Source organism: Gordonia sp. IEGM753 (assembly GCF_050321825.1).
Classification (GTDB): domain Bacteria; phylum Pseudomonadota; class Gammaproteobacteria; order Pseudomonadales; family Pseudomonadaceae; genus Aquipseudomonas.
The window spans coordinates 2,703,406-2,723,655 of record NZ_JBNQGB010000001.1; the positions used below are offsets into that span (position 1 = coordinate 2,703,406).

A 20,250-nucleotide genomic window follows, 5' to 3' on the forward strand; every position below is an offset into this window, starting at 1 on the left:
ACGAGAGGGACGGCCAACCCCTACCCCAAGTGGAGACTTACCATGAATTACCAACAACCCGATCAACTGCAAGCCGTGGTCCTGGACTGGGCAGGCACCGTCGTGGATTTCGGCTCCTTTGCGCCAACGCAAATTTTTGTCGAGGCGTTTGCCGAGTTTGGCGTAGCTGTTTCGCTGGAAGAGGCGCGTGGCCCGATGGGCATGGGCAAATGGGACCACATCCGCACGCTGTGCAATCAGCCGCAGATTGCCGAGCGCTACCGCGCGGTATTCGATCGCCTGCCCACCGATGAAGACGTGACCCAGTTGTACGAGCGATTCATGCCGCTGCAGATCGAAAAAATAGCGCTGCATTCGGCCGTGATTCCAGGTGCACTGGAAGCCATCGAGGCCTTGCGCGACAAGGGCCTTAAAATTGGTTCGTGCTCGGGTTATCCGGCCGTGGTGATGGCCAAGGTGGTAGAGCTGGCGCGCCACAACGGTTACGTCGCCGACCACGTGGTTGCCACCGACGAAGTGCCCAATGGCCGCCCGCACCCGGCTCAGGCCCTGGCCAACGTGATCGCCCTTGGGGTCAGTGACGTCGCCGCTTGCGTCAAGGTCGATGACACCTGGCCCGGCATTCTGGAAGGTCGCAGCGCCGGCATGTGGACGGTCGCGCTGACCTGCTCTGGCAACGCACTCGGCTTGACCTACGAGCAGTACAAGGCGCTGCCTGCTGACAAACTGGCGGCAGAACGGGCACGCATCACCAAGATGTTCGAAGGCTCTCGCCCGCATTACCTGATCGACACCATCACCGATTTACCGGCCGTGATCGAGCAGATCAATGCCCGACTGGCCCGAGGTGAAACCCCGCAGGGTTGCTGATGCAATAGCGCTGATCATCCTGGCTGCCTCTGCTAGTCTGCCGAGTCAGCCAGTCAACCCTTTAGGCGCACCTCATGTTCAGCATCAGAGTCATGACCATCAACGATTACGATGCAGTGATCGACCTGATGAACAATACGCCAGGCATTTCCCTGCGCGATGCCGATGCTCGTGAATCGACCTCGACGTACTTGCAGCGCAACCCAGCCCTCAGTTTCGTCGCTGAAGCCGATGGCGTTCTCTGCGGTTGCATCATGAGCGGCCACGACGGGCGCAGAGGCTATCTGCAACATCTGATTGTGCTACCCGGGTACCGACGCCAAGGCATGGCCACCTCATTGGTGGAGCACTGTCTTGCGAGTCTTGAGCTGCACGGAATTCTTAAATGTCATCTCGAAGTTTTCAAGACCAATACCAGCGCCGCGCACTTTTGGCAAAGCCAGGGCTGGCAGCTCAGGACCGATATTGATCGGTATTCGTTTACCCGCCCGGGCGCTGAAAACGCCTGATGCATGTAAAAATCGGCCTCATGCGTTTAAACCAGAACACCTTCGGTGACCTACACCATGCTCAAGAAAACACTGCTTGCAGCCTTGATCGGTTTTGCGTTATCGCTCGCTACCCATGCAGCATGGGCCGCCAGTTTCGACTGTGACCGGGCAACTGCCGTCGACGAAAAAACGGTGTGTGCACACCGTGCGTTGAACGATATGGACGTTTCGATGGCGTTGCTCTACAGCCTCGACAAGAAATTTCTACCGATGGGAGGGCGTGACGATTTGATCGGCCAACAAAAAGCGTGGCTGAAAAGCCGAAGCGCGTGCGCTGCGAATGTGGCTTGTTTGTCAGCGCTGTATGAACAACGAATCCAGGCACTGCGACAGATCATCGATACCCGCGTAGTGACGCACGGGCCGTTTTAACAGACCGCTTTCACGCCTCACTGATTTTATTGACGCTGGTGATCTGACCGTTCCAGATCATCTCGTAATGAGCGGCCTGGATGATCGATGAGACCGCTCGCGGGGTCATCAACGCCCAGCAGAACCTGCCCGGCAAACGAACGGATCGATAGCGCAGGCCGGGGCTTGCGGCCTTTTTGACTTCCCTGCCCAGTTGATGCGAATGGCTGTAATCGTCCGGGTCGTAGACGGGATCCGTCATCGGGATCGACCCAGCGTCCTGCATACCGGTGTCGTGGAATGTGCAGGCAAGCCCGCGGAACACAAATCGCTCGTAATTCAGCTTCTGCACGTTCGACCAGTACCGATTCTGGTGGTACTGAACCTCGGCCAACGCGGTTTCCAGGGTGTCCGCCAAGTACAACACACCGTAACTGCCATCGCTGAATCGCGAGCCAGCCGGATTCACGTGGGTGAACGGTGCCGTGGCGTAGGAGCAACCGGGAATACCGAAGGGGATCTCTGTGCGCGGTATCAACTCAAGGCGTCCGACTTCGTTGTGCAGACGCGGATTGGTCAGGGCCTGTATTTGATACAGCGCTTCAAACTCATCCGCTGCGGCAACGTCATCAAATAACGCGATGGGCGGAAACCTTGAATTGACCAAGCGGTAAGCCTGCAATTTCTGACCCGCCAGCGTCGCCAACCGGTCGATTCTCACCATTGCGCGCCTCGTAGCACGTCGATTCGGCGGAATGTCTCGTACAGTGAAATCATGTCGCCTTGGGACATCACGTCCAGCGGGCTGCGCCCGTTGAAAAAATCATTGTCGTTAGCCATCGACGTAAAGCCATAGACGTTCTCGGGGTTATCAAACACCAGGCGTAAAGTCGCATGAATGTTCAGCACAAAGCTGATGCGCTGCATCTGGTCGGAATCCAGCGCTACGGACCATTCGGGATCGCCCTGTCGGGCGCGGGTGTAAGTGCTGCGAGAAATTCGCAAGATGCGACAGGCCTGGTCGCTGCTAGCACTCCATTTTTCGAGAATACCCACCGCAGCGCGCAAACCGGTGACGCATTGGCTCTTGGTGAGGCCCTGTGCTTGCAAAACCTGGGTCATGATTACCACCTGCCATCAAATCTATAGATTCAAATATAGTCATACAGCGTCTATAGATCAAGCAGGCATCAGTGACGGGACATCAGGCCATGCAGTACGCCAACCCTTAATCCGGCTTCGGAAGGCGTCATCTGCGAAATGCCAAACACCTTGAACGCCGCCAGCATGACCACCAGGCCTCCGGGCAAAATGCTCAGGCGATGGGTCTGCAGACCGGCCAGTTTCAAATGTTCAACGTGCCCTGCTTCCAGCAATCGCAGCGACAGGCGCAGCAGACCACCGTAGGTAATGCCGCACTGGCCATAATCATTGAGGCCATTGGCCTTGAGCACTTTGGCCAGCATCCGCGCGGTTCCCGAAGAACCTATCGCCTGCTGCCAACCGAGTGCGCGGTAGCGACGGGCAACCTTTTCAAATTGGACAGTGGCCACACGTTCGGCTTCCAGCAGCGCCGCAGCGGTAATCACACCCGATTGAAAGTACCGTGCACCAAACGTGCCGCTGCCGATGGCAATGCTTTCGGTCAACAGTGGTTCGGCGCCCTGCCCCAGAATCAGTTCAGTCGAACCGCCGCCGATATCCACCACCAGCCGCATGCTGCCCGCACCGGGAATTGAATGCGCAACACCGGCGTAAACCAGTTGCGCCTCTTCATGCCCCGAGATGACGTCGATGCTAAAGCCCAGATGGCGCTCGGCACTGGCCAGGAACAGTTGTGCATTATCGGCTTCGCGCACCGCGCTGGTCGCCACTGCCCGCACACGTCCAGCCTCGAAGCCGCGCAACTTCCTGCCAAACCTTGCCAGCGCTTGCCAGCCTCGATCCAGCGCCATTTCGTCCAGTGCCCCGCCGCGAAAACCCTCCGCCAGGCGCACCGGTTCACGCAGGGTTTTGACTTCCTGGACCACGATCTGCTGGTTACGCCTGACCGATTGCCCAATCACCATGCGAAACGCATTGGAGCCCAGGTCAATGGCGGCAAACAGGGAGGTGTCACCTTTCATGGTGGGGATTCCTGGCAAATTCATCAGCCGGCGGATGGGGTTCCGCCAAGCCTGCAAACGGTTTGCCTGAATCCTGCCTGCACAAGGTGACACGATGATGACACCGGGCATTTTCAACAGGCCGTGTGCATCGTCACCAGCCCGTCATATGCCCAAGCCACGATGAGCACTTCCACCTGGGTCGGGAGTTTCAACCGTGCTGCTAACCAACGATACCTTGATGCAACGCATCCATCGCGAGCTCCTTGATCACAGTGACGAAGAGCTGGAACTGGAATTACTCGAGGACGGACACGACCTCAATGCGCTGTTTGATGATCACGTCAGCGACAGCAGCGAGAAAGAGCAAAGAAGACGTTACTTCAGTGAACTGTTCCGCTTGCAAGGCGAACTGGTGAAGCTGCAGAGCTGGGTGGTGAAGACTGGTGCCAAAGTGGTCATTCTGTTCGAGGGGCGTGACGCTGCCGGCAAGGGTGGCGTGATCAAGCGCATTACCCAGCGCCTCAATCCGCGCGTATGCCGAGTGGCTGCGTTGCCGGCCCCGAACGACCGCGAACGCACTCAATGGTATTTTCAGCGCTACGTTTCGCACCTGCCGGCGGCGGGCGAGATCGTGCTGTTCGACCGTAGCTGGTACAACCGCGCGGGCGTCGAGCAGGTCATGGGGTTTTGCAACGCCGACCAATATGAAGAGTTTTTCCGCACCGTACCGGAATTCGAACGGATGCTCGCGCGCTCCGGCATTCAGTTGATCAAGTACTGGTTCTCGATCTCGGATCAGGAACAGCATCTGCGCTTTCTCAGCCGTATTCATGACCCGCTGAAGCAATGGAAACTCAGCCCCATGGACCTCGAGTCTCGCCGGCGCTGGGAAGCCTACACCAAGGCCAAGGAAATCATGCTGGAGCGCACCCACATCAGCGAGGCGCCGTGGTGGGTGGTGCAGGCCGACGACAAGAAAAAGGCCCGACTCAATTGCATCAATCACCTGCTGACTCAAATGCCGTATGAGGAAGTGGAACAGGCTGCAATCGAATTGCCGCAACGGGTGCGTCAGGAAGATTACTCGCGCAGCCCGACGCCACCGGAAATCATTGTGCCGCAGGTGTATTGAAGCCTGCCGCGCGGTTGATCGCGGTGCTATGAAGCCCCTTGCAGCGCGATCGAGACGATCGCGCTCAAACAGGCGATTAATGAAACAGCGGCAACGGCGACCATTGCCAACGCGGACGGCGCACCCGTTACCGCGCTGTCCAATAACTGCCGACGCCGCCACTCCCCATAAAAAAACAACGATGCCGAGGCTAAAAGCAGGGCAAACGCGAGCAAGGTGACAGGGGTTTGCTGGTGCACCCAGCCCGAACGCAGCGCCAATAACGCATTGGTCAGAACCGCCAACCCGGTTCGGTTCCAAGACAGTGCAGTTCGTTCCGCTTGCAGCCCCGGGTCTCGCGACTGCCGTGCTTCACTGTGCAAATGAATCACGTTAACCGTGCCACCAGCAGCGCCACAATCGCCGCCGTAATCAACACCGCGACGCCGGCAATCAGCGGGATGGCAATCGTATTGGGCAAATTTTGTGCGTGACGCATGGCGATTTCATTGGCTCGCCAACGAACATACGCCAGTGTGCAGAGCATCGCAGCCAGCAATCCAAAGACAATCGCCAGCCCCGCCACCACCATCGGCGGGCCTAAGGTGGTGGCGAACTGATCGAGCACCACGCCTCCCGCCAATAGCCCGAGTGCGGTGCGAATCCAGGCCAGAAACGTTCGTTCGTTAGCCAGTGAAAACCGGTAATCCGGTTCCTGGCCTTGTTGACGCCACAACGGTGCGCGCATTGCTGACTCCTTCTTGAAGACGGCGCAAACAAGCGGTTGTCACCACCCGCCTGCGACCGCCCGACTTACGGTTTAGCCGGTACTTTGGTTGCAGGAATGGCTATCAGGATAACAACCGCGCCGATCAGGGTCAGGCACCCCAGAATCGTCAGGCCGGCGTATATGCTGCCGGTGCTCGACTTCATCCAGCCCACGAGTGTGGGGCTCACAAACGCACCGATGCCGCCCAGGCTGGTAATCAGAGCGATGCCGCTGGCCTTGGTATGACTGGTCAGAAAGGTGGCCGGGATCGTCCAGAACACCACAAAGCCACCGTACGAGGCCGCAGCCGCAATCGACAACAAGGTAATCGCGAAGGGAATGCTGTGCGCGAACAACGGCAGCAACGCGAAGCACAGCGCAATCACCACCGCGCAAGCTGCAAGGTGCCAGCGGCGCTCCATCTTCAGGTCCGAGCTATAGCCGACGATGTAAGTGCCAGCCGCACCGGCCAGAAACACCGCACTGGATAACAAGCCGACATCGACCAGATCCTTCACCCCGACGTCCCTGATGATGGTCGGCGCCCAAAAACCGATCGCGTTGAACGACACCAGCACGCAGAAGTAACCGACCATGCCCACGTATACCTTGGGGTTGCGTAAAGCTTCGCGCAAACCGTGGCCCTTGCCACGCGGCTGGCCTTTTTCCTCGACAGCGAGATCACCCAGTACGATGGCTTTTTCGCGGTCGCTGAGCCACTTCGCATCGCCTGGTTGGTCGCACAGGAAATAGAACGCAATGATGCCAAGGAATACCGCCGGCAAGCCTTCCAGCAGGAACAGCCACTGCCAACCGTGCAAACCATGCAAATTGGCCATGTGAACCATGATCCAGGTCGACACCGGTCCGCCAATGATCCCTGCGGTGGCCGCACCCATCATGAAAAAACCGGTGACTCGACCGCGACGCGCGGCCGGAAACCAGTAGGTCAGGTACAGGATCACTCCCGGAAAAAACCCTGCTTCAGCGGCACCCAGCAAAAAACGCATGACATAGAACTGCGTCGGTGTGTTCACGAACATCATGGCGCTGGAGATCACCCCCCACAAAATCATGATGCGCAGTAACGTGCGGCGTGCGCCTATGCGTTGCATCCAGATATTGCTCGGCACTTCGAACAACACATAACCAATGAAAAACAGCCCGGCGCCCAAGCCGTAAGCGGCCTCGGAGAAACCCAGGTCGTTCATGAACTGGAGTTTGGCGAAGCTGATGTTCGCCCGGTCAAGATAGGAAACGATGTAGCAAATGATCAGGAACGGCATCAACCGCAGCGTCAGCTTGCGGTATGTGCGTTCAACCTCGTCGGACGAATAGCTTTCTACAAAGGCAGGTGACTGCTGAGAAATATTCATGTGACCCTCGATGACTCAAATGTGAAGTCGATACAAAGGAGCGGCCGAAACGATCGGTCGCCAGGATGTCTGGAACCCTCGGCGTCAAGAACTGACCAAGGCCTCGGCACTCGCAACGTATGGCTGCGACGCCTCGGCGCAGGGGGTTGAAAACGGCTTCGCCAGTGCATCCCCGGCCTTCACACCGTCACCTTGCTTCATCACAAACAGCGGATTGATATCCAGCTCCTGCACCACTTCTCGCAGGTCGACGGCCATTGCCGACAAACGCATCAGGGTGTCAATCAACGCGTTCACGTCAGCCTTGGGACGACCGCGTGCGCCGTCCAGAATCGCAAACGAGCGCAACTCACGCACCATCGACTCTGCTTCGCAGCGAGTGATCGGCGCCAAACGGAAACTGACGTCCTTTATCACTTCGGCAAAAATGCCTCCCGCCCCGACCATGACCGCCGGACCGAATAATGGATCGTTGTTGATACCAAGGATCAACTCCGTACCGCCGCTGATCATCTCTTGCACCAGCACGCCATCGAGCACTGCGTCGGGCGCATGGTTTTGTGCGTTACAGATGATCTCATCGAAAGCAGCTTCGACGGCAGCAGTGCCGTGGACACCGACCCGAACCCCACCGGCTTCGGTTTTGTGCGGGATGTCTGACGATTGAATCTTCATCACCACCGGCATGTGCATGGTTGCTGCGAAGCGTGCGGCTTCTGCGGGACTGGTCGCAAGCGCTTCGTGCGTGACACCGATGCCGTACGCCTGCAGCACTTTCTTTGCTTCAAACTCTGTAAGGTCGGTAGACCGGCCACGCAGTGACTGGCGTATGTCGGGGCGATCCAGCACCAGCACTTCTTCACTCGACACCTGCGCCAAACGGGCTTGCGCTTCGGCGAACGCCCACAACGCGCTGGCGCCCCGTGCGCAACGAACCGGCGACTGATAACGCGCGATGCCGGCGGCGTCCAGAATGTCGTAGGCTGCCTGCACGCTCGATGGGGCCGCGTTCCAGGCCACCAGCACCGGTATGTTGCGCTCCTCACTGATACGCACAATCTCGTTGGCCAACTCGACCGCCAAAGGGCCACTGGCAGCAGCCAGCGCCAGGCCGATCATGTCGACATTCGGGTCATCGGCGAGTTGCTCCAGGGTTACGCGCAACAGGCTGGCATCGTTCAGCAGGCTGGCGGTCACGTCCAACGGATTGGCGACCGCAGCGAACGATGGCAGCACCTCTTTGAGCGCACTGACAGTCGCCGTGGCCAGCACTGGCAATTGCAGGCCGCCATTGGCTGCACCGTCCGCCATGGCGATACCGGCACCGCCGGATATGGTGACGATAGCCAGACGATTACCTTTCGGCAAACGGCCCGACAGCAGCGCTTTGGCGCAGTCGGCAAGGTCGCCGACATCGTTGACTTCGATGATGCCGCTCTGCCGGAACGCAGCGCGATAAAGCGCCATCGAGCCGCCAAGGTTGGCGGTGTGCGAGGCCGCAGCCCGGGCGCCCGCCTCTGAGGTACCGACCTTCCAGATCAGCATCGGTTTGCCAGCGCTCAGCGCTCGACGACCAATGCCCAGTAATCGATGCGCGTCCTGAAAACCTTCGACGTAGCCGGCGATGACATGGGTGTGCGGGTCGTCGATCATCGCTTCCATGAAGTCGAGCGAGGTGGTTACCGATTCGTTGCCGGTCGAGACGTAGTGCCTGAAGCCGATACCTTCCTGGCTGGCCAGCATCACGATCGAATTGCCAAATGCGCCGCTCTGCGAGGTCAGGCTCAAGTGGCCTGTCGGGTAGGTCTGTCCGTAAGGAGCGCCGAAACCGACATGAATGCCCTCAGTGATATTCATGTAGCCCTGGCAGTTGGGGCCAATCACCTGCATGCCGAATGAGTGCGCAATCGCGGTGATGTGACGTTGCGCCTGCGCGCCCTCTTCACCGGCCTCGGCAAAACCCGAAGACAGAATGACCGCGAACCGGCAGCCCTTCTTGCCGAGTTCGGCCAGTGCCTCGGGCACACGTTTCGCCCCGACCGCAATCACCGCGACATCTGGCACTGTCGGCAGCGATGCGACATCGGGGTAACAGGTGTAGCCGGCCACTTCTTCGTAGCGCGGATTGATCGGCAAAATCTGCCCGGCGAAACCCTTGGCCTTGAGGTGAGCGATGGGTTGCCCACTGATCGAGGCGAGGTCCTGCGAGGCGCCGATGACGGCGATGGAGCGTGGTTTGAAGAACAGCTCAAAAGTAGACATGACGACTTCCTGCAACAGAGGAGACGGGCCGACGTTCGCCTTAGCGATGGGCCGCAAGGACGTGCTTGGCGATGTTCAGCTGATGGATCTGGCTGGTGCCCTCATACAGGCGAAACAGCCGAACATCCCGATACCAGCGTTCAATCGAAGCATGGTCGGCGACATACCCGGCGCCGCCGAACATCTGCACGCAGCGATCTGCGACACGTCCACACATCTCGGTTGCGAAGTACTTGCACATAGACGCTTCGAGCACCACGTCTTCACCGCGATCGCGTTTACGAGCGGTTTCCAGAATCATTGAGCGCGCAGCGAAGATTTCAATTTGGCAGTCGGCGATCATTGCCTGAACCAACTGATAGTTCGCCACCGGCTGACCGAACTGGACACGTTGGGTCGTGTGCTCGATGGCCATTTCCAGCATGCGCATCGCCGGCCCGGTAGACAGGGCCGCCAGATGAATACGTTGTTTGTTGAGGGTTTTCATCACGGTGCGAAAACCGTTGCCTTCCACGCCACCGATCAGGTTGGCGGCCGGCACCCGACATTGATTGAAGTAAACACTGCTGACCGGTGAACCGGCCTGGCCCATCTTGCGGTAAGGCACGCCGGTGGTGAGTCCGGGCATGCTCCGTTCGACGATGAACGCCGACACGCCTTTAGCGCCGGTGCTACCCGGTTGGGTGCGGGCAGTGACCGTGAATACATCGGCAATCGGGCCGTTGGTGATGTAGCACTTCTCACCGTCCAGCAGGTAATCATCACCTTCACGTTGCGCTGTGGTTTGCACGTTGGTGGCCTCGGAACCGGCCTCGGGCTCGGTAACGGCCAGGCAACCGGTCCACTCGCCGCTGGCCAGACGCGGCAGATAGCGCTGCTTTTGCGCTTCGGTGCCATCGACAACAATACCTTCGGAACCGATGCCGGTATTGGTGCCGACCCGGGCGCGGAACGCCACCGAACACTGGGACAATTCAAACGCCGCCAACACCAGTTCTTCGGTGGTCAACCCTGCACCGCCATAGGCTTGCGGGATGCTCCAGCCGAAATAGCCGTTGTCGCGCAGGTTCTGCACCAAATCGGCGGGTACTTCATTTTCGCGTTCGACTTCTGCTTCTCTGGCAAAGGCTTTGTCGCGCACAAAACGGCGGACATCACCCAGAAACAAGTCGAACGCTTGTTGATCTCTGATCATTGCTGTTCCACCTATTGTTGTATTTATTAGGTAGAAAATATGGCACCGACGTTGGCGCACAATCAAATAGAGTTCCGCTCTGCGGAACACTGTTTGAATAGTTGGAACACCTGGCGCAGTATCTTGATCATTAGTTGAATACCGGAGGCAATCGTGGCGACAAATGACAAAACCAAGCGCCAGATGATGACCGCTTTGCACCAGCGAGACAGCGGCACTCACACCGCTCCCGGGGATTGGCATTCGCCGGCCAGACACTACCTGCCAGAAGACTTCGCGGATGATCGGCAATTTGCCGCGACGCTGGCGCGAGGCCTGGAGATTCTGCATTGCTTTACGGCACGCGACACGCAACTGGGCAATGCTGAACTGTCCTCGCGAACCGGCATGGCAAAAGCCACGATTTCACGCTTCACGTACACGCTGGTGCGCCTGGGCTATCTACGGATCAACCGTCAAAACAACAAGTATCAACTGGGCTCGGCCGTTCTATCGCTGGGCTATCCGTTACTCGCCAGCCTCAACATCCGGCAGATCGCCCGGCCGTTCATGAAAGAGCTGGCGGACCATATTCGTGGCTCGGTGTCGCTTGGCATGCGTGACCGGCTCAGCGTGGTTTATCTGGAAAGTAGCCGTAGCGCGGCCCCTATGAGCCATCCGCCCGACGTTGGCCTGAGTTACCCCATCGTCAGGACGGCCATGGGTCGCGCGCTGATCGCGGCGTCTTCGCGCGATGAGCGCACGGCACTGCTGAACGAGATAAAAGTGCGCACGCCCGACGACTGGAAAACCTTTCAGGTGCGCATTGAAGAAAGTGTCCAGGAGTTTTATGACCATGGTTTTTGCGTGTCGTATGGCGACCTGCGGCGTGAGATCCATGCCGTCGCGGTGCCCATGCGGCCAATGGCTGATGGCGAAATACTGGTGTTCAACTGCGGCGTATCGGCGTTTATGCTCAACGAGGGTCAACTGAAAAACGACATCGGTCCACGGCTCGTCTCGATGGTGAGAAGCATCGAAGGCATGCTGGGCATTTACTAGGATGAGCAACCGATGACATTGAACGACAACGCGCCCGCCATCACCGCTCGAGAGGTGTATCAGTTGCTGAAGGATGTGGCATTGGGTACGCGCACGCTGCGCAGCAACGGCTCAACCAACGGTAACGGTCATGTGGCCGTCGCGATCGATGGCTGGCAGCTCACGCTTTTCATCGAGGGCGATGTTCTGCGGCATTGCGAACACTGCATTTCACCAGAAGGCAGAAGCGCAACCGTGGAAACCTGGCAGCGTTACGGCACCGACCCGGTGGCCTTGTTAAGTGGCTGGGAACATCAACAGTGGGTGCAGCTCATCAAACCGTTGCGATGATGGTGAAAAGGCCTGGGTCGCCATCGCTGGCAAGCCAGTCTCCTACGGATCGGTGGTGAATGCCGCCATTCAGGGTTCCAACACAAACCCGTCGGAAACCGGCTTGCCGGTGATGGCGATTTTGGAATCGCGAACAAGCTCCCACCGGCATATCTACTGCCGTCGACGTTGTGGTCGCTTTTATTACTGAACGTTCTTTAGCTTGACCACATCACCCGATACCGTGGTGGTGTAACCGGTCAGAACCCAAGCCCAGAACCAGTTTTCCTGGACCTGGGTATTAATCATTGCGTCTCCGCCCTTGGCCTTGATTGCTGCATCCTGAGCACGAACAAAACGGCTGTTCTGACGGATAGGGATCACGCCGAACAACAACATGCCAGTGGCACTCGCTTCGCTATGACCGACGACCGTGTACTGGTCGCTGTCATAGTGCTGGGTGTTCATCGGAGCGCCGGTGCAGCCCGCCAAAACCAGGCCGAACAGAGTGACGGCAACGACTTTGCTGATGTGATTCACTGTAAAACTCCATAGGTAAACGCCCGGGATCCATCTCTCGGGCGGCGCACACTCTAACGGATGAGCCAAGTGATGGGTATCGGTCTGATACGCCATCACCGAGCCATTGACTCCCCTGTGCTAAAACCAAATGGGTGAAATGAGCTTTTTTAATTCGGGTCCAGCAAGCCGCCGCTCCAGTTGCGCGATACCCGGCTACCCGTGAACTTCGCCACCACCATGCCTTGAGGTACCAACCGGTCCCGATGGCGGGTGACCATTCGCCCGGCCTGTTCGGCAAACAGCACCACTTCGGAAGCAGGATCACCCGGGCGGCGCAGAATTCGGGCAAAGCGCTGCCCTTCCTCGACAAAATCGCCCAGCTCTTTTTCAAAGATCAGCACACCGGGATGCGGAGCAAGAATGGTTTCCATGTGGCCCATTTCCATGACCTCGACAGGCCAGTCAGCGGGCACCAATGCTTCATCGACAGCCCCGACACTGCACAGCCAGGTGTACAGTCCCTCGGCATCCTGTTCGGCAAACCGGTCACTGACATCGCCTTGCCCGCGAAGCTCCAGGGTCGCTGCCAAATGATGCTCCGTGACCCCGTCGCGCAACCATGGCGCAATAATCGTCTCTTCGAAGGAACCGTCGTCGCCGTCATCCCAGATGATCGCTACCTCCATTTTCATGGCTACCGCCAATTCACGTCCGCGTGGCCAGAAACTGCGATGGATGTAGAGGTACGGTAATGCCTCGTCATCGGTGTGCAGGTCGAGCACCAAATCTGCCGAGGCCACAAGCTGCACCAGGCTTTTTTGCCACGCTTGCACGTTACTGGCTAACCGGGTCATCGCGGTCGACTGGTCGAACGAACGGTTAAAGTTCTGGCCAGTCGCGTCATGGTAGCGGCCCAGGATTCGCCCTTGGCGAAACTGCCCGATACCCAGAGGGTTGGCCTGCGGTACCACGGTCACCTGGCCCTTGAGCCGGCCCTCGGCTTCGGCGGTCTGAAGCCGCTGCATCAACAGATGCAGAACCAGCATTCCGGCAATTTCATCGGCGTGTACGCCTGCTTGCAAGTGCACTTTGGGGCCACTGCCGTCCCCTTCAAAACGCCAGGCACCGACCGGCACCGCATCACCATTATTGTTGCGAACACTGAACGAAATATCCTGCGCCATACGCTTGTCCTCCCGTCATGATCGTTAAAAATCGCTGTTTCACCGCCGCCCCACTGGAGATTGAACGTACGTTCAACTAAGCTCGCCAACCAGGCACTGCACCCAAGGACATCCTTGTGACGACCCTCACTCCAAAAAACCGCCGCGCCGAACCCGATGAACGCCGCGAATTACTGGTGGCCGCCACACTGCGTTGCCTGGTCCGCGACGGTCACGCAGGCATCTCCGTGCGTCGTATCGCCACCGAGGCCGGGGTGTCCGTGGGCTTGCTCAACCATCATTTCGGCACCATCGATGCGTTGATCGCCGACACCTATCAAAAGCTTGCGAGCGAGCTGACCACGGCACTGCACCGGGAAATCGATCTGGCACAAACACCCGCCGAAAAGATCGACGCATTCCTGACGGGCTCGTTCTCGCCGCGGGTCATGGCTCCGGAATTGCTTGGTGCCTGGGTGGTGTTCTGGAGCCTGATCCGGCACTCGGAACACGTCAGCCAGTCCCACGAAAAAAGTTATGGCGCCTACCTCGACCTGCTCAGTCAACTGCTGGCCAACCTGGCTGCCAGCGAGGGGTTCGTCATCCACGACACGCGCCTGGCAGCCATTGGTTTATCGGCGATGCTCGACGGACTCTGGATCGAGTGGTGCCTGAACCCCGATACTTTCAGCCCCGCCAACGGGCTCCACATCTGTCGCTGCTGGATAAAAGGGCTGCGACACGGAGCATTCAGCACCGACGACGTCGTTTGACGCGTGCCGGCCGAAGATCATTGCCAGCGTGCCGCTGATCGCGATCAGGACGGCACCGATGATCAGTGACCCGTCCATCAGCGTGCCCCAGACCAGACTCGACAGCAGGAACGCCCAGATCAGGCCGGTGTACTCGAACGGTGCCAGCACCGTCGCGGTGGCGCGCCGAAAACTGGCGAACAGCAGGAACTGACCAATGCCGCCCACGATCCCGGCACCCACCATGCCCAACAAGGCCGGCGTCGGCGCGGGTGTGTAAGTCCAGGGCAACGCGGCCATCATGCAAATCACAAACACCACGTTGGTGATCAGCATCTGCTCCAGCACCGAGGTCTGTTCGTCTACCTGCCGCAACTGGATATAGGTGAACGCCCAGCACATCGCCGCCAACAGCGACAACACGATCGGCAACGGTTCGACCAGGTTGTTCGGGCGGCAGGCGATGAGCACGCCGACAAAACCGATCACCAGGCTCAGCCACTGCCAACGGCTGGCCCGCTCCTTGAGAAAGATTGCCGCCAGCACCGTGACCATGATCGGCGCCGAAAAATACAACGTGGTCATCTCGGCCAGTGTCAGGTCCTTGGCGGCCGTGTAATACAGCACCCACGCCACGAGCGACAACAAGCCGCGCTGCACCAGAACGCGCCGGCTCGGCGAATGCCAGGCGCGCCGGACCATTCGCAAGCGTCCGGCCAACAGGCACGCCACGACCACCACAAGACTGCGCCAAAACAGAATAGTGACCACCGAATAATCGGCGACCAGCCACTTGATGACCGCATCCTGCAAAGCCAGGAATGCGTAGCCAAAAGTGCACAGCCCAATAGCTTGCAACGTGCGGTCAACCACCATTGACTTGCTCATCACACCGACCTGCGTACAGGCGTCCCGCGCCGTTCAAAAAAGGCAAACATCGCTTCGATCAGGAACGTCAGGCAGACATACACGCCCGCCACCAACAGCAGCGGTTCATACACCTGGAGGGTTTGTGCGCGCACTACGTTGGCAGCGCCCAGCAGATCAATGATCGCGATGGTTGATGCCAGCGCCGTGGACTTCAACAACATCACGGTTTCACCGGCCAAGGTCGGCAACAGCAAGCGCATGGCCCGTGGCAAACGTACCCGCAACAACGACTGGCGCGGGGTCATGCCGAATGCCGAGGCTGCTTCCATCTCACCTTTGGGCACTGCCAGCAATCCACCACGAATCACCTCGCCGACATAAGCGCCCACCGACAGCACCAGGGCGAACACGATGTACCAGTAGCCGTCTCGCAAATAGGGCCAGATAAAACTGCCGCGAATCAGCGGAAATTGCGCAAACAGGCTGCCGAGTCCGTAGTAGAAAATGTAGATCTGGATCAGCAGCGGCGTACCGCGCAACACGCTGGTGTAGAACAGACTCAGCTTGGCGATCACTTTGTTTTTCGAGATACGCGCCAACGCGACCAGCACCGCCAACGCGAAACCGAACACGCTGGAAATCAGCAAAATGGTGATGGTCGTTTGCAACCCGCGGACCAATAGCCCCGCGTATTCAATTATCCACGCTGGAATCATTTCATTCACTCAGCCAAAGGCATCCAGCGACGGATGCGTCGCTCAAGCCGTCCCGACAGGTAGTTGGACACCAGCGTCACCGCGTAATACATCGCCGCGGCGGTCAGGTAGAACAACAGGTAGTGACGCGTCGAACCCGCACCTTGCTTGGCGGTGTACAACAGCTCGTTGGTGCCAACCACACTGATCAATGCGCTGTCCTTGATCAGGTTGATCCACAGGTTGGCCATGCCGGCCATTGCGTACGGCGCCATGATCGGCAAGGTGACGCGACGGAACAGGCCAAACCCGCTCAAGCCAAACGCCCTCGCCGCTTCGATCTGACCGTAAGGAATGGCCTGGATGGCCGCCCGGAAAATCTCCGAAGCGTAAGCGCCTTGCACCAGTCCCAGCACCAGGATCGCGGCCAGCGGCCCACTGACATTCACCGCGTCGTAGCCCATGCGAGCCATCAGCGAATTGAGGAGCATGGACCCCACGTAATACAGCAACAGAATCAGCAACAACTCCGGAATGGCCCGGAACAACGTGGTGTATCCGCGCATTAATGCGGCGATCGGTTTTGGCGCGCCGAGCTTGAGACACGCGACCACCAAGCCGATGAACAGCCCGACCACGAAAGCCCCGGCGGAAATCTGCAGGGTCATCAACAACCCTTTCAGCAGCGCACCGCCCCATCCTGTTTCGCTGAAATTGATCAACTCGAACATTGCCGGCATTTCTCTCTCCCGTAACCACCTCGCCCCTGCAGGAGCGAGGCTTGCGCGCGATACTTATGGCGGCTTCAAGGGCCCCATCGCGGGCAAGCCCGGCTCCCGCAGGAATATGCGTTTCCCATGGGATTTGCGTTCAGCCGTGACGGTCAGAACGCAGGCTTGACGCTGGTGCCGAAGTAGTTCTGGGAGAGATCGTCATAGTCTTTACTGGCGAGCAGCGTCTGGATGGCCTTGTCGAGTTTGGCCTTGAGTTCGGTGTCATCCTTGCGCAAACCGGCGCCCACGCCTTTGCCGAAGATCGGGTCATAAGGCACGGCGCCGAGGTATTCCAAGTCCTTGGCGTCCGGGGTTTTGACGAACGAGGCCATGGCAGTGCCGTCCGCCATCATCAGGTCGATGCGCCCGGCAATCAGGTCCGCGTTAGCCGAATCCTGAGTGTCGTAATATTTAACGTTGGCGATTTTCTCGTAGTAGGCCTTGAGGTAGCTGGCGCTCACAGTCGAGTTTTGCACACCGATGATTTTGCCCTTGAGGTCGTCCGGGTACTTGCTGACCGTTGTGCCTTTAGGCCCGACGATAGCGACCACTGAATCGTAATAGGCACGGCTGAAAGCGATCTGCTTTTCACGTTCTTCGGTGACCGACATCGAGGAGAAAATCACGTCGATCTTCTTCGCCAGCAACGATGGAATGATGCCGTCCCATGCCACTTCCTTGATCTCGCACTCGGCTTTCATTTCGCTGCAGAGTTTGTGAATCAAGTCGACTTCAAAGCCTTTCCACTCACCGTTAGCTTGCTTCTCGGTGTAGGGCGGATAAGGTTCGGCTGCAACCGCGAACCTGATCGGCTGGGCCTGCGCCGCACTCATACCCGCCAGCAATACGCAGGCCACGCCTGTCATCCAGTTTGCAAAACGTCGATTTCCCATGATTTTGCCCCGTTTATTTTTATGATGTATTAGCGAGTCTGATGAGCGTTGACGAATTGTCGGCAACGCTCGCTGCGTGGGTGTACGAACACTTCGTCCGGCGAACCGGCCTCCTCGATCAGCCCTTGATGCAAATAGGCGACTTTGGAGGAGACATCGCGTGCGAAAGCCATTTCATGCGTCACCAGGATCATGGTCCGGCCTTCTTCCGCGAGAGAGCGGATCACCCGCAGCACTTCACCGACCAGTTCCGGGTCGAGTGCCGAGGTGGGTTCATCAAACAGCATGACTTTGGGCCGCATGGCCAGGGCCCGGGCGATTGCCACCCGTTGCTGTTGCCCCCCGGACAAAAACGCCGGGTACTCGTTACGCTTGGCGGCAAGCCCCACTCGCTCCAGTAGTGCTTCGGCCCGTTCAGTGGCCTCGGCACGGCTTTCACGCAAGACCTGCGTCGGCGCTTCGATCAGGTTTTCCAGCACCGTGCGATGGGGCCAGAGGTTGAAGTTCTGGAACACCATGCCCAGGCTCGAACGGATTCTTACGAGTTGCTTGGCGTCGGACACCAACGGTGCACCGGGACGATTCTGGTTCAGGTGAATGCTTTCACCGTCCACCAGGATGCGTCCCTGATCCGGAATTTCCAGCATGTTGATACAGCGCAGCAAGGTACTTTTTCCCGAGCCACTGGCGCCGATCAGTGAGATCACGTCGCCTTCCCGAGCGGTGAGTGAAACGCCTTTGAGCACCTCGATATTGCCGAACCGTTTATGCAGTCGATCAACTTCGATCATGGTCTTGCCCGCCACCGGTTCAATGATTGGCTGGCAAGTGACACGACTGATAACCGGCCTTGGCGCCTCGCCCATCAACACCAAAACAAACTTGCGAATGCGCTGGCAGGCCTGGGCCAGCCGATCTTCACCCAAGGTGAATGAAAGCCTGACAAAACCTTGCGCCGGCTCGCCAAAAGCAGCCGCATCCAGCACCGATACATGAGCCTCGCGCAGCAGCCGCCAGGCGAACTCAAGAGACGTCAGGCCGGTGTCGCGCACATCCACCAGCACGAACATGCCGGCGTCGGGCTTAAGCACTGCAATGCCCGGGCAATCAGACAGTCCCGCGACAACCAGGTCACGCCGGCGACGATAGATTTCGCGCATGCTGTGGGTGACCTCGGCGTGCGCCTCGACGGCCTTCAACGCCGCCTCCATGACAAAGCCCGGCAAGCCGTAAAGCATGCTCAGTACCAGGGTTTCAGCATGTGCTACCAGTTTTTCATCAGCGATAATCCAGCCGATGCGCCAGCCCGTCATGGCATGGGATTTCGACAGGCTGCCAATCACCACACAGCGCTCGGCCATACCCGGCAACGCCGCCAGGCTGAGGTGTTCGCGCTCAAAGGAAAGGCTTTCATAAACCTCGTCCACCACCACCCAGAGGTCATGAGCAATGGCGAGATCGGCGATGGCTTGCAGCTCTTCGCGGTTGAGCACGACGCCGGTCGGGTTGTTCGGATTGGAGAGAAAAATAGCCCGGGTACGCGCGGTGATGGCTTTGGCCAGAATGGCCGCATCCAGTCTGAAGTCGTCCTCAGCCGAACAGGCCACACGCACCAGCGTCGCACCGGAAGCCTTGAGCGTTGCCTCGTACGTGACGTACATCGGATCCAGCGCAATCACTTCGTCGCCCTGGCTAAGCAGGCACATCGAGGTAGCGAACAAGGCGTTCTGTGCGCCGGCCGTCATGATCACACTTGAGGCTTGCAACTCGCGGTCGAACAACTTGCTGTAGCGGCTGGCAATGGCTTCGCGCAACGCCATGCGGCCAGCGATTTCGGTGTAATGAGTGTCGCCTTCTCGCAATGCATGGATTGCCGCATCGGTGATGAAATCAGGCGTCGGAAAATCCGGATCGCCGACGCTGAGGATAATCACATCCTCACCACGACGCTGGGCTTCAAACGCCGCGTTGTGAATATCCCACGCGGCAACGCCGTCGCCTGAGATCCGTTCAACAAAGGGTGAAAACCGCATGCCAGTGCCTCGTTCGAATTGAAGAAACGCAAGCCCGCGCTACCAGCCGGGGAGGTGAAGCCAACATAGTCGAAGCTGAACAGTCGTTCAACAGAAAAGTCACAGGGGTTCGTGTTCAGCGCAAACAGGTCGTTTTTACGACAGTCGAGGCGTTTTTGGATTTGCTTCGGGGGAGGATTGATCAGGAGAGCATTGCATGCGCCCCGCAGAAAACCGGCTTGCCGGTGATGGCGATTTCAAAGACGCCATCGCTGGCAAGCCAGGCTCCTACGGATCGGTGGTGATTCCCGGATTTATGTCGTTAACGCAGATCCCGTAGGAAACCGGCTTGCCGGTGATGGCGATTTCGAAATCGCCATCGCTGGCGAGCCAGCCTCCTACGGGTCGGTGGTGATGCAGAAATGTGTGATGCGAACGCAGATCCCGTAGGAAACCGGCGTGCCGGTGATGGCGATTCCAAAGACGCCATCGCTGGCAAGCCAGGCTCCTATGGGTCGGTGGTGATGTAGAAATGTGTGGTGCGAACGCAAATCCCGTAGGAAACCGGCTTGCCGGTGATGGCGATTCCAATGACGCCATCGCTGGCGAGCCAGGCTCCTACGGATC

22 protein-coding genes and 1 pseudogene are annotated in these 20,250 nt (G+C 58.5%); 8 read left to right on the top strand and 15 right to left on the bottom strand.

Translation table 11 applies throughout. From position 1 onward, the window contains the following. Positions 1 to 42: 42 nt before the first annotated feature. From phnX to ACQR3R_RS12075, 3 genes are all read left to right on the top strand, one after another. Complete coding sequence (phnX, locus tag ACQR3R_RS12065) at positions 43 to 870, top strand: phosphonoacetaldehyde hydrolase (RefSeq protein WP_428272411.1); 828 nt, start codon at positions 43 to 45, stop codon at positions 868 to 870. Positions 871 to 944: 74 nt separating this feature from the next. Beyond that, positions 945 to 1,379 carry a GNAT family N-acetyltransferase gene (locus tag ACQR3R_RS12070; RefSeq protein WP_428272412.1) on the top strand — a complete coding sequence of 145 codons (435 nt, stop codon included), beginning with the start codon at positions 945 to 947 and terminating at the stop codon, positions 1,377 to 1,379. 57 nt (positions 1,380 to 1,436) lie between these two features. Further along, the gene (locus ACQR3R_RS12075) at positions 1,437 to 1,793 is read left to right on the top strand and encodes a lysozyme inhibitor LprI family protein (RefSeq protein WP_428272413.1); all 357 of its coding nucleotides are present in this window, start codon (positions 1,437 to 1,439) and stop codon (positions 1,791 to 1,793) included. 10 nt (positions 1,794 to 1,803) lie between these two features. Here the strand turns inward: ACQR3R_RS12075 and ACQR3R_RS12080 are convergent, their stop codons facing one another. The 3 genes from ACQR3R_RS12080 to ACQR3R_RS12090 form a co-directional block, all read right to left on the bottom strand. After that, complete coding sequence (locus ACQR3R_RS12080) at positions 1,804 to 2,496, bottom strand: RES domain-containing protein (protein ID WP_428272414.1); 693 nt, start codon at positions 2,494 to 2,496, stop codon at positions 1,804 to 1,806. Continuing rightward, on the bottom strand, positions 2,490 to 2,894 hold the full coding sequence (locus ACQR3R_RS12085; RefSeq protein WP_428272415.1) for an antitoxin Xre-like helix-turn-helix domain-containing protein: 405 nt from the start codon (positions 2,892 to 2,894) through the stop codon (positions 2,490 to 2,492). Before ACQR3R_RS12085 ends, ACQR3R_RS12080 begins: the two co-directional genes overlap by 7 nt. Before the next feature lie 68 nt (positions 2,895 to 2,962). Further along, a complete protein-coding gene (locus ACQR3R_RS12090; protein ID WP_428272416.1) occupies positions 2,963 to 3,898 on the bottom strand; it encodes a Ppx/GppA phosphatase family protein in 936 nt (311 codons plus the stop codon). Between the two features lie 196 nt (positions 3,899 to 4,094). On the opposite strand from ACQR3R_RS12090, the gene ppk2 reads away from it, so the two are divergent. Continuing rightward, positions 4,095 to 5,012, top strand: a complete 918-nt coding sequence (ppk2, locus tag ACQR3R_RS12095) for a polyphosphate kinase 2 (RefSeq protein WP_428272417.1) — start codon at positions 4,095 to 4,097, stop codon at positions 5,010 to 5,012. A 26-nt stretch (positions 5,013 to 5,038) separates the two neighbouring features. Here the strand turns inward: ppk2 and ACQR3R_RS12100 are convergent, their stop codons facing one another. The 5 genes from ACQR3R_RS12100 to ACQR3R_RS12120 all read right to left on the bottom strand — a co-directional run bounded on the left by ACQR3R_RS12100 (position 5,039) and on the right by ACQR3R_RS12120 (position 10,593). Continuing rightward, positions 5,039 to 5,383 carry a DUF202 domain-containing protein gene (locus ACQR3R_RS12100; protein WP_428272419.1) on the bottom strand — a complete coding sequence of 115 codons (345 nt, stop codon included), beginning with the start codon at positions 5,381 to 5,383 and terminating at the stop codon, positions 5,039 to 5,041. Next, the gene (locus ACQR3R_RS12105) at positions 5,380 to 5,739 is read right to left on the bottom strand and encodes a DUF202 domain-containing protein (RefSeq protein ID WP_428272420.1); all 360 of its coding nucleotides are present in this window, start codon (positions 5,737 to 5,739) and stop codon (positions 5,380 to 5,382) included. Before ACQR3R_RS12105 ends, ACQR3R_RS12100 begins: the two co-directional genes overlap by 4 nt. Before the next feature lie 65 nt (positions 5,740 to 5,804). Beyond that, positions 5,805 to 7,136, bottom strand: coding sequence for an MFS transporter (locus tag ACQR3R_RS12110; protein ID WP_428272421.1), 1,332 nt, complete (start codon positions 7,134 to 7,136; stop codon positions 5,805 to 5,807). 84 nt (positions 7,137 to 7,220) lie between these two features. Beyond that, a complete protein-coding gene (locus tag ACQR3R_RS12115) occupies positions 7,221 to 9,398 on the bottom strand; it encodes an acetate--CoA ligase family protein (protein WP_428272422.1) in 2,178 nt (725 codons plus the stop codon). 40 nt (positions 9,399 to 9,438) lie between these two features. Next, positions 9,439 to 10,593 carry an acyl-CoA dehydrogenase family protein gene (locus tag ACQR3R_RS12120; RefSeq protein ID WP_428272423.1) on the bottom strand — a complete coding sequence of 385 codons (1,155 nt, stop codon included), beginning with the start codon at positions 10,591 to 10,593 and terminating at the stop codon, positions 9,439 to 9,441. Positions 10,594 to 10,746: 153 nt separating this feature from the next. Between ACQR3R_RS12120 and ACQR3R_RS12125 the strand changes: the two genes are divergently transcribed. Together ACQR3R_RS12125 and ACQR3R_RS12130 are read left to right on the top strand one after the other, a co-directional pair. Next, positions 10,747 to 11,634, top strand: a complete 888-nt coding sequence (locus ACQR3R_RS12125; RefSeq protein ID WP_428272424.1) for an IclR family transcriptional regulator domain-containing protein — start codon at positions 10,747 to 10,749, stop codon at positions 11,632 to 11,634. Positions 11,635 to 11,646: 12 nt separating this feature from the next. After that, on the top strand, positions 11,647 to 11,964 hold the full coding sequence (locus ACQR3R_RS12130) for a DUF7693 family protein (protein WP_428272425.1): 318 nt from the start codon (positions 11,647 to 11,649) through the stop codon (positions 11,962 to 11,964). 183 nt (positions 11,965 to 12,147) lie between these two features. On the opposite strand, the gene ACQR3R_RS12135 is transcribed toward ACQR3R_RS12130, so the two are convergent. Beyond that, entirely contained in the window at positions 12,148 to 12,483 is a 336-nt protein-coding gene (locus ACQR3R_RS12135) for a hypothetical protein (RefSeq protein WP_428272427.1), read from the bottom strand. A gap of 149 nt (positions 12,484 to 12,632) precedes the next feature. Then, entirely contained in the window at positions 12,633 to 13,649 is a 1,017-nt protein-coding gene (locus tag ACQR3R_RS12140) for a M14 family zinc carboxypeptidase (protein WP_428272429.1), read from the bottom strand. 116 nt (positions 13,650 to 13,765) lie between these two features. Here ACQR3R_RS12140 and ACQR3R_RS12145 point away from each other — a divergent pair, with 116 nt between their 5' ends. Then, positions 13,766 to 14,401, top strand: coding sequence for a TetR family transcriptional regulator C-terminal domain-containing protein (locus tag ACQR3R_RS12145; RefSeq protein ID WP_428272430.1), 636 nt, complete (start codon positions 13,766 to 13,768; stop codon positions 14,399 to 14,401). Positions 14,402 to 14,446: 45 nt separating this feature from the next. Here ACQR3R_RS12145 and ACQR3R_RS12150 read toward each other — a convergent pair. From ACQR3R_RS12150 to ACQR3R_RS12170, 5 genes and pseudogenes are all read right to left on the bottom strand, one after another. Then, positions 14,447 to 15,268, bottom strand: a pseudogene (locus tag ACQR3R_RS12150) (DMT family transporter); the annotation flags it as partial. Then, the gene (locus ACQR3R_RS12155; RefSeq protein ID WP_428272609.1) at positions 15,268 to 15,966 is read right to left on the bottom strand and encodes an ABC transporter permease subunit; all 699 of its coding nucleotides are present in this window, start codon (positions 15,964 to 15,966) and stop codon (positions 15,268 to 15,270) included. The pseudogene ACQR3R_RS12150 and the gene ACQR3R_RS12155, both read right to left, overlap by 1 nt. Before the next feature lie 5 nt (positions 15,967 to 15,971). Further along, complete coding sequence (locus ACQR3R_RS12160; RefSeq protein WP_428272431.1) at positions 15,972 to 16,685, bottom strand: ABC transporter permease subunit; 714 nt, start codon at positions 16,683 to 16,685, stop codon at positions 15,972 to 15,974. A 143-nt stretch (positions 16,686 to 16,828) separates the two neighbouring features. After that, entirely contained in the window at positions 16,829 to 17,611 is a 783-nt protein-coding gene (locus ACQR3R_RS12165) for a transporter substrate-binding domain-containing protein (protein ID WP_428272432.1), read from the bottom strand. Between the two features lie 29 nt (positions 17,612 to 17,640). Beyond that, positions 17,641 to 19,644, bottom strand: a complete 2,004-nt coding sequence (locus ACQR3R_RS12170) for an aminotransferase class I/II-fold pyridoxal phosphate-dependent enzyme (protein WP_428272433.1) — start codon at positions 19,642 to 19,644, stop codon at positions 17,641 to 17,643. Positions 19,645 to 19,840: 196 nt separating this feature from the next. Here ACQR3R_RS12170 and ACQR3R_RS12175 point away from each other — a divergent pair, with 196 nt between their 5' ends. Next, positions 19,841 to 19,963, top strand: coding sequence for a hypothetical protein (locus ACQR3R_RS12175; protein WP_428272434.1), 123 nt, complete (start codon positions 19,841 to 19,843; stop codon positions 19,961 to 19,963). Positions 19,964 to 20,250: the final 287 nt, after the last annotated feature.

Coding starts and splice junctions, on each gene's coding strand:
- ACQR3R_RS12155 (WP_428272609.1), bottom strand. CDS start 15,966: ATGATTCCAGCGTGGATAATTGAATACGCGGGGCTATTGGTCCGCGGG.
- ACQR3R_RS12115 (WP_428272422.1), bottom strand. CDS start 9,398: ATGTCTACTTTTGAGCTGTTCTTCAAACCACGCTCCATCGCCGTCATC.
- phnX (WP_428272411.1), top strand. CDS start 43: ATGAATTACCAACAACCCGATCAACTGCAAGCCGTGGTCCTGGACTGG.
- ACQR3R_RS12110 (WP_428272421.1), bottom strand. CDS start 7,136: ATGAATATTTCTCAGCAGTCACCTGCCTTTGTAGAAAGCTATTCGTCC.
- ACQR3R_RS12080 (WP_428272414.1), bottom strand. CDS start 2,496: ATGGTGAGAATCGACCGGTTGGCGACGCTGGCGGGTCAGAAATTGCAG.
- ACQR3R_RS12130 (WP_428272425.1), top strand. CDS start 11,647: ATGACATTGAACGACAACGCGCCCGCCATCACCGCTCGAGAGGTGTAT.
- ACQR3R_RS12140 (WP_428272429.1), bottom strand. CDS start 13,649: ATGGCGCAGGATATTTCGTTCAGTGTTCGCAACAATAATGGTGATGCG.
- ACQR3R_RS12085 (WP_428272415.1), bottom strand. CDS start 2,894: ATGACCCAGGTTTTGCAAGCACAGGGCCTCACCAAGAGCCAATGCGTC.
- ACQR3R_RS12165 (WP_428272432.1), bottom strand. CDS start 17,611: ATGGGAAATCGACGTTTTGCAAACTGGATGACAGGCGTGGCCTGCGTA.
- ACQR3R_RS12105 (WP_428272420.1), bottom strand. CDS start 5,739: ATGCGCGCACCGTTGTGGCGTCAACAAGGCCAGGAACCGGATTACCGG.
- ACQR3R_RS12175 (WP_428272434.1), top strand. CDS start 19,841: ATGCGCCCCGCAGAAAACCGGCTTGCCGGTGATGGCGATTTCAAAGAC.
- ACQR3R_RS12160 (WP_428272431.1), bottom strand. CDS start 16,685: ATGCCGGCAATGTTCGAGTTGATCAATTTCAGCGAAACAGGATGGGGC.
- ACQR3R_RS12120 (WP_428272423.1), bottom strand. CDS start 10,593: ATGATCAGAGATCAACAAGCGTTCGACTTGTTTCTGGGTGATGTCCGC.
- ACQR3R_RS12170 (WP_428272433.1), bottom strand. CDS start 19,644: ATGCGGTTTTCACCCTTTGTTGAACGGATCTCAGGCGACGGCGTTGCC.
- ACQR3R_RS12090 (WP_428272416.1), bottom strand. CDS start 3,898: ATGAAAGGTGACACCTCCCTGTTTGCCGCCATTGACCTGGGCTCCAAT.
- ACQR3R_RS12075 (WP_428272413.1), top strand. CDS start 1,437: ATGCTCAAGAAAACACTGCTTGCAGCCTTGATCGGTTTTGCGTTATCG.
- ACQR3R_RS12070 (WP_428272412.1), top strand. CDS start 945: ATGTTCAGCATCAGAGTCATGACCATCAACGATTACGATGCAGTGATC.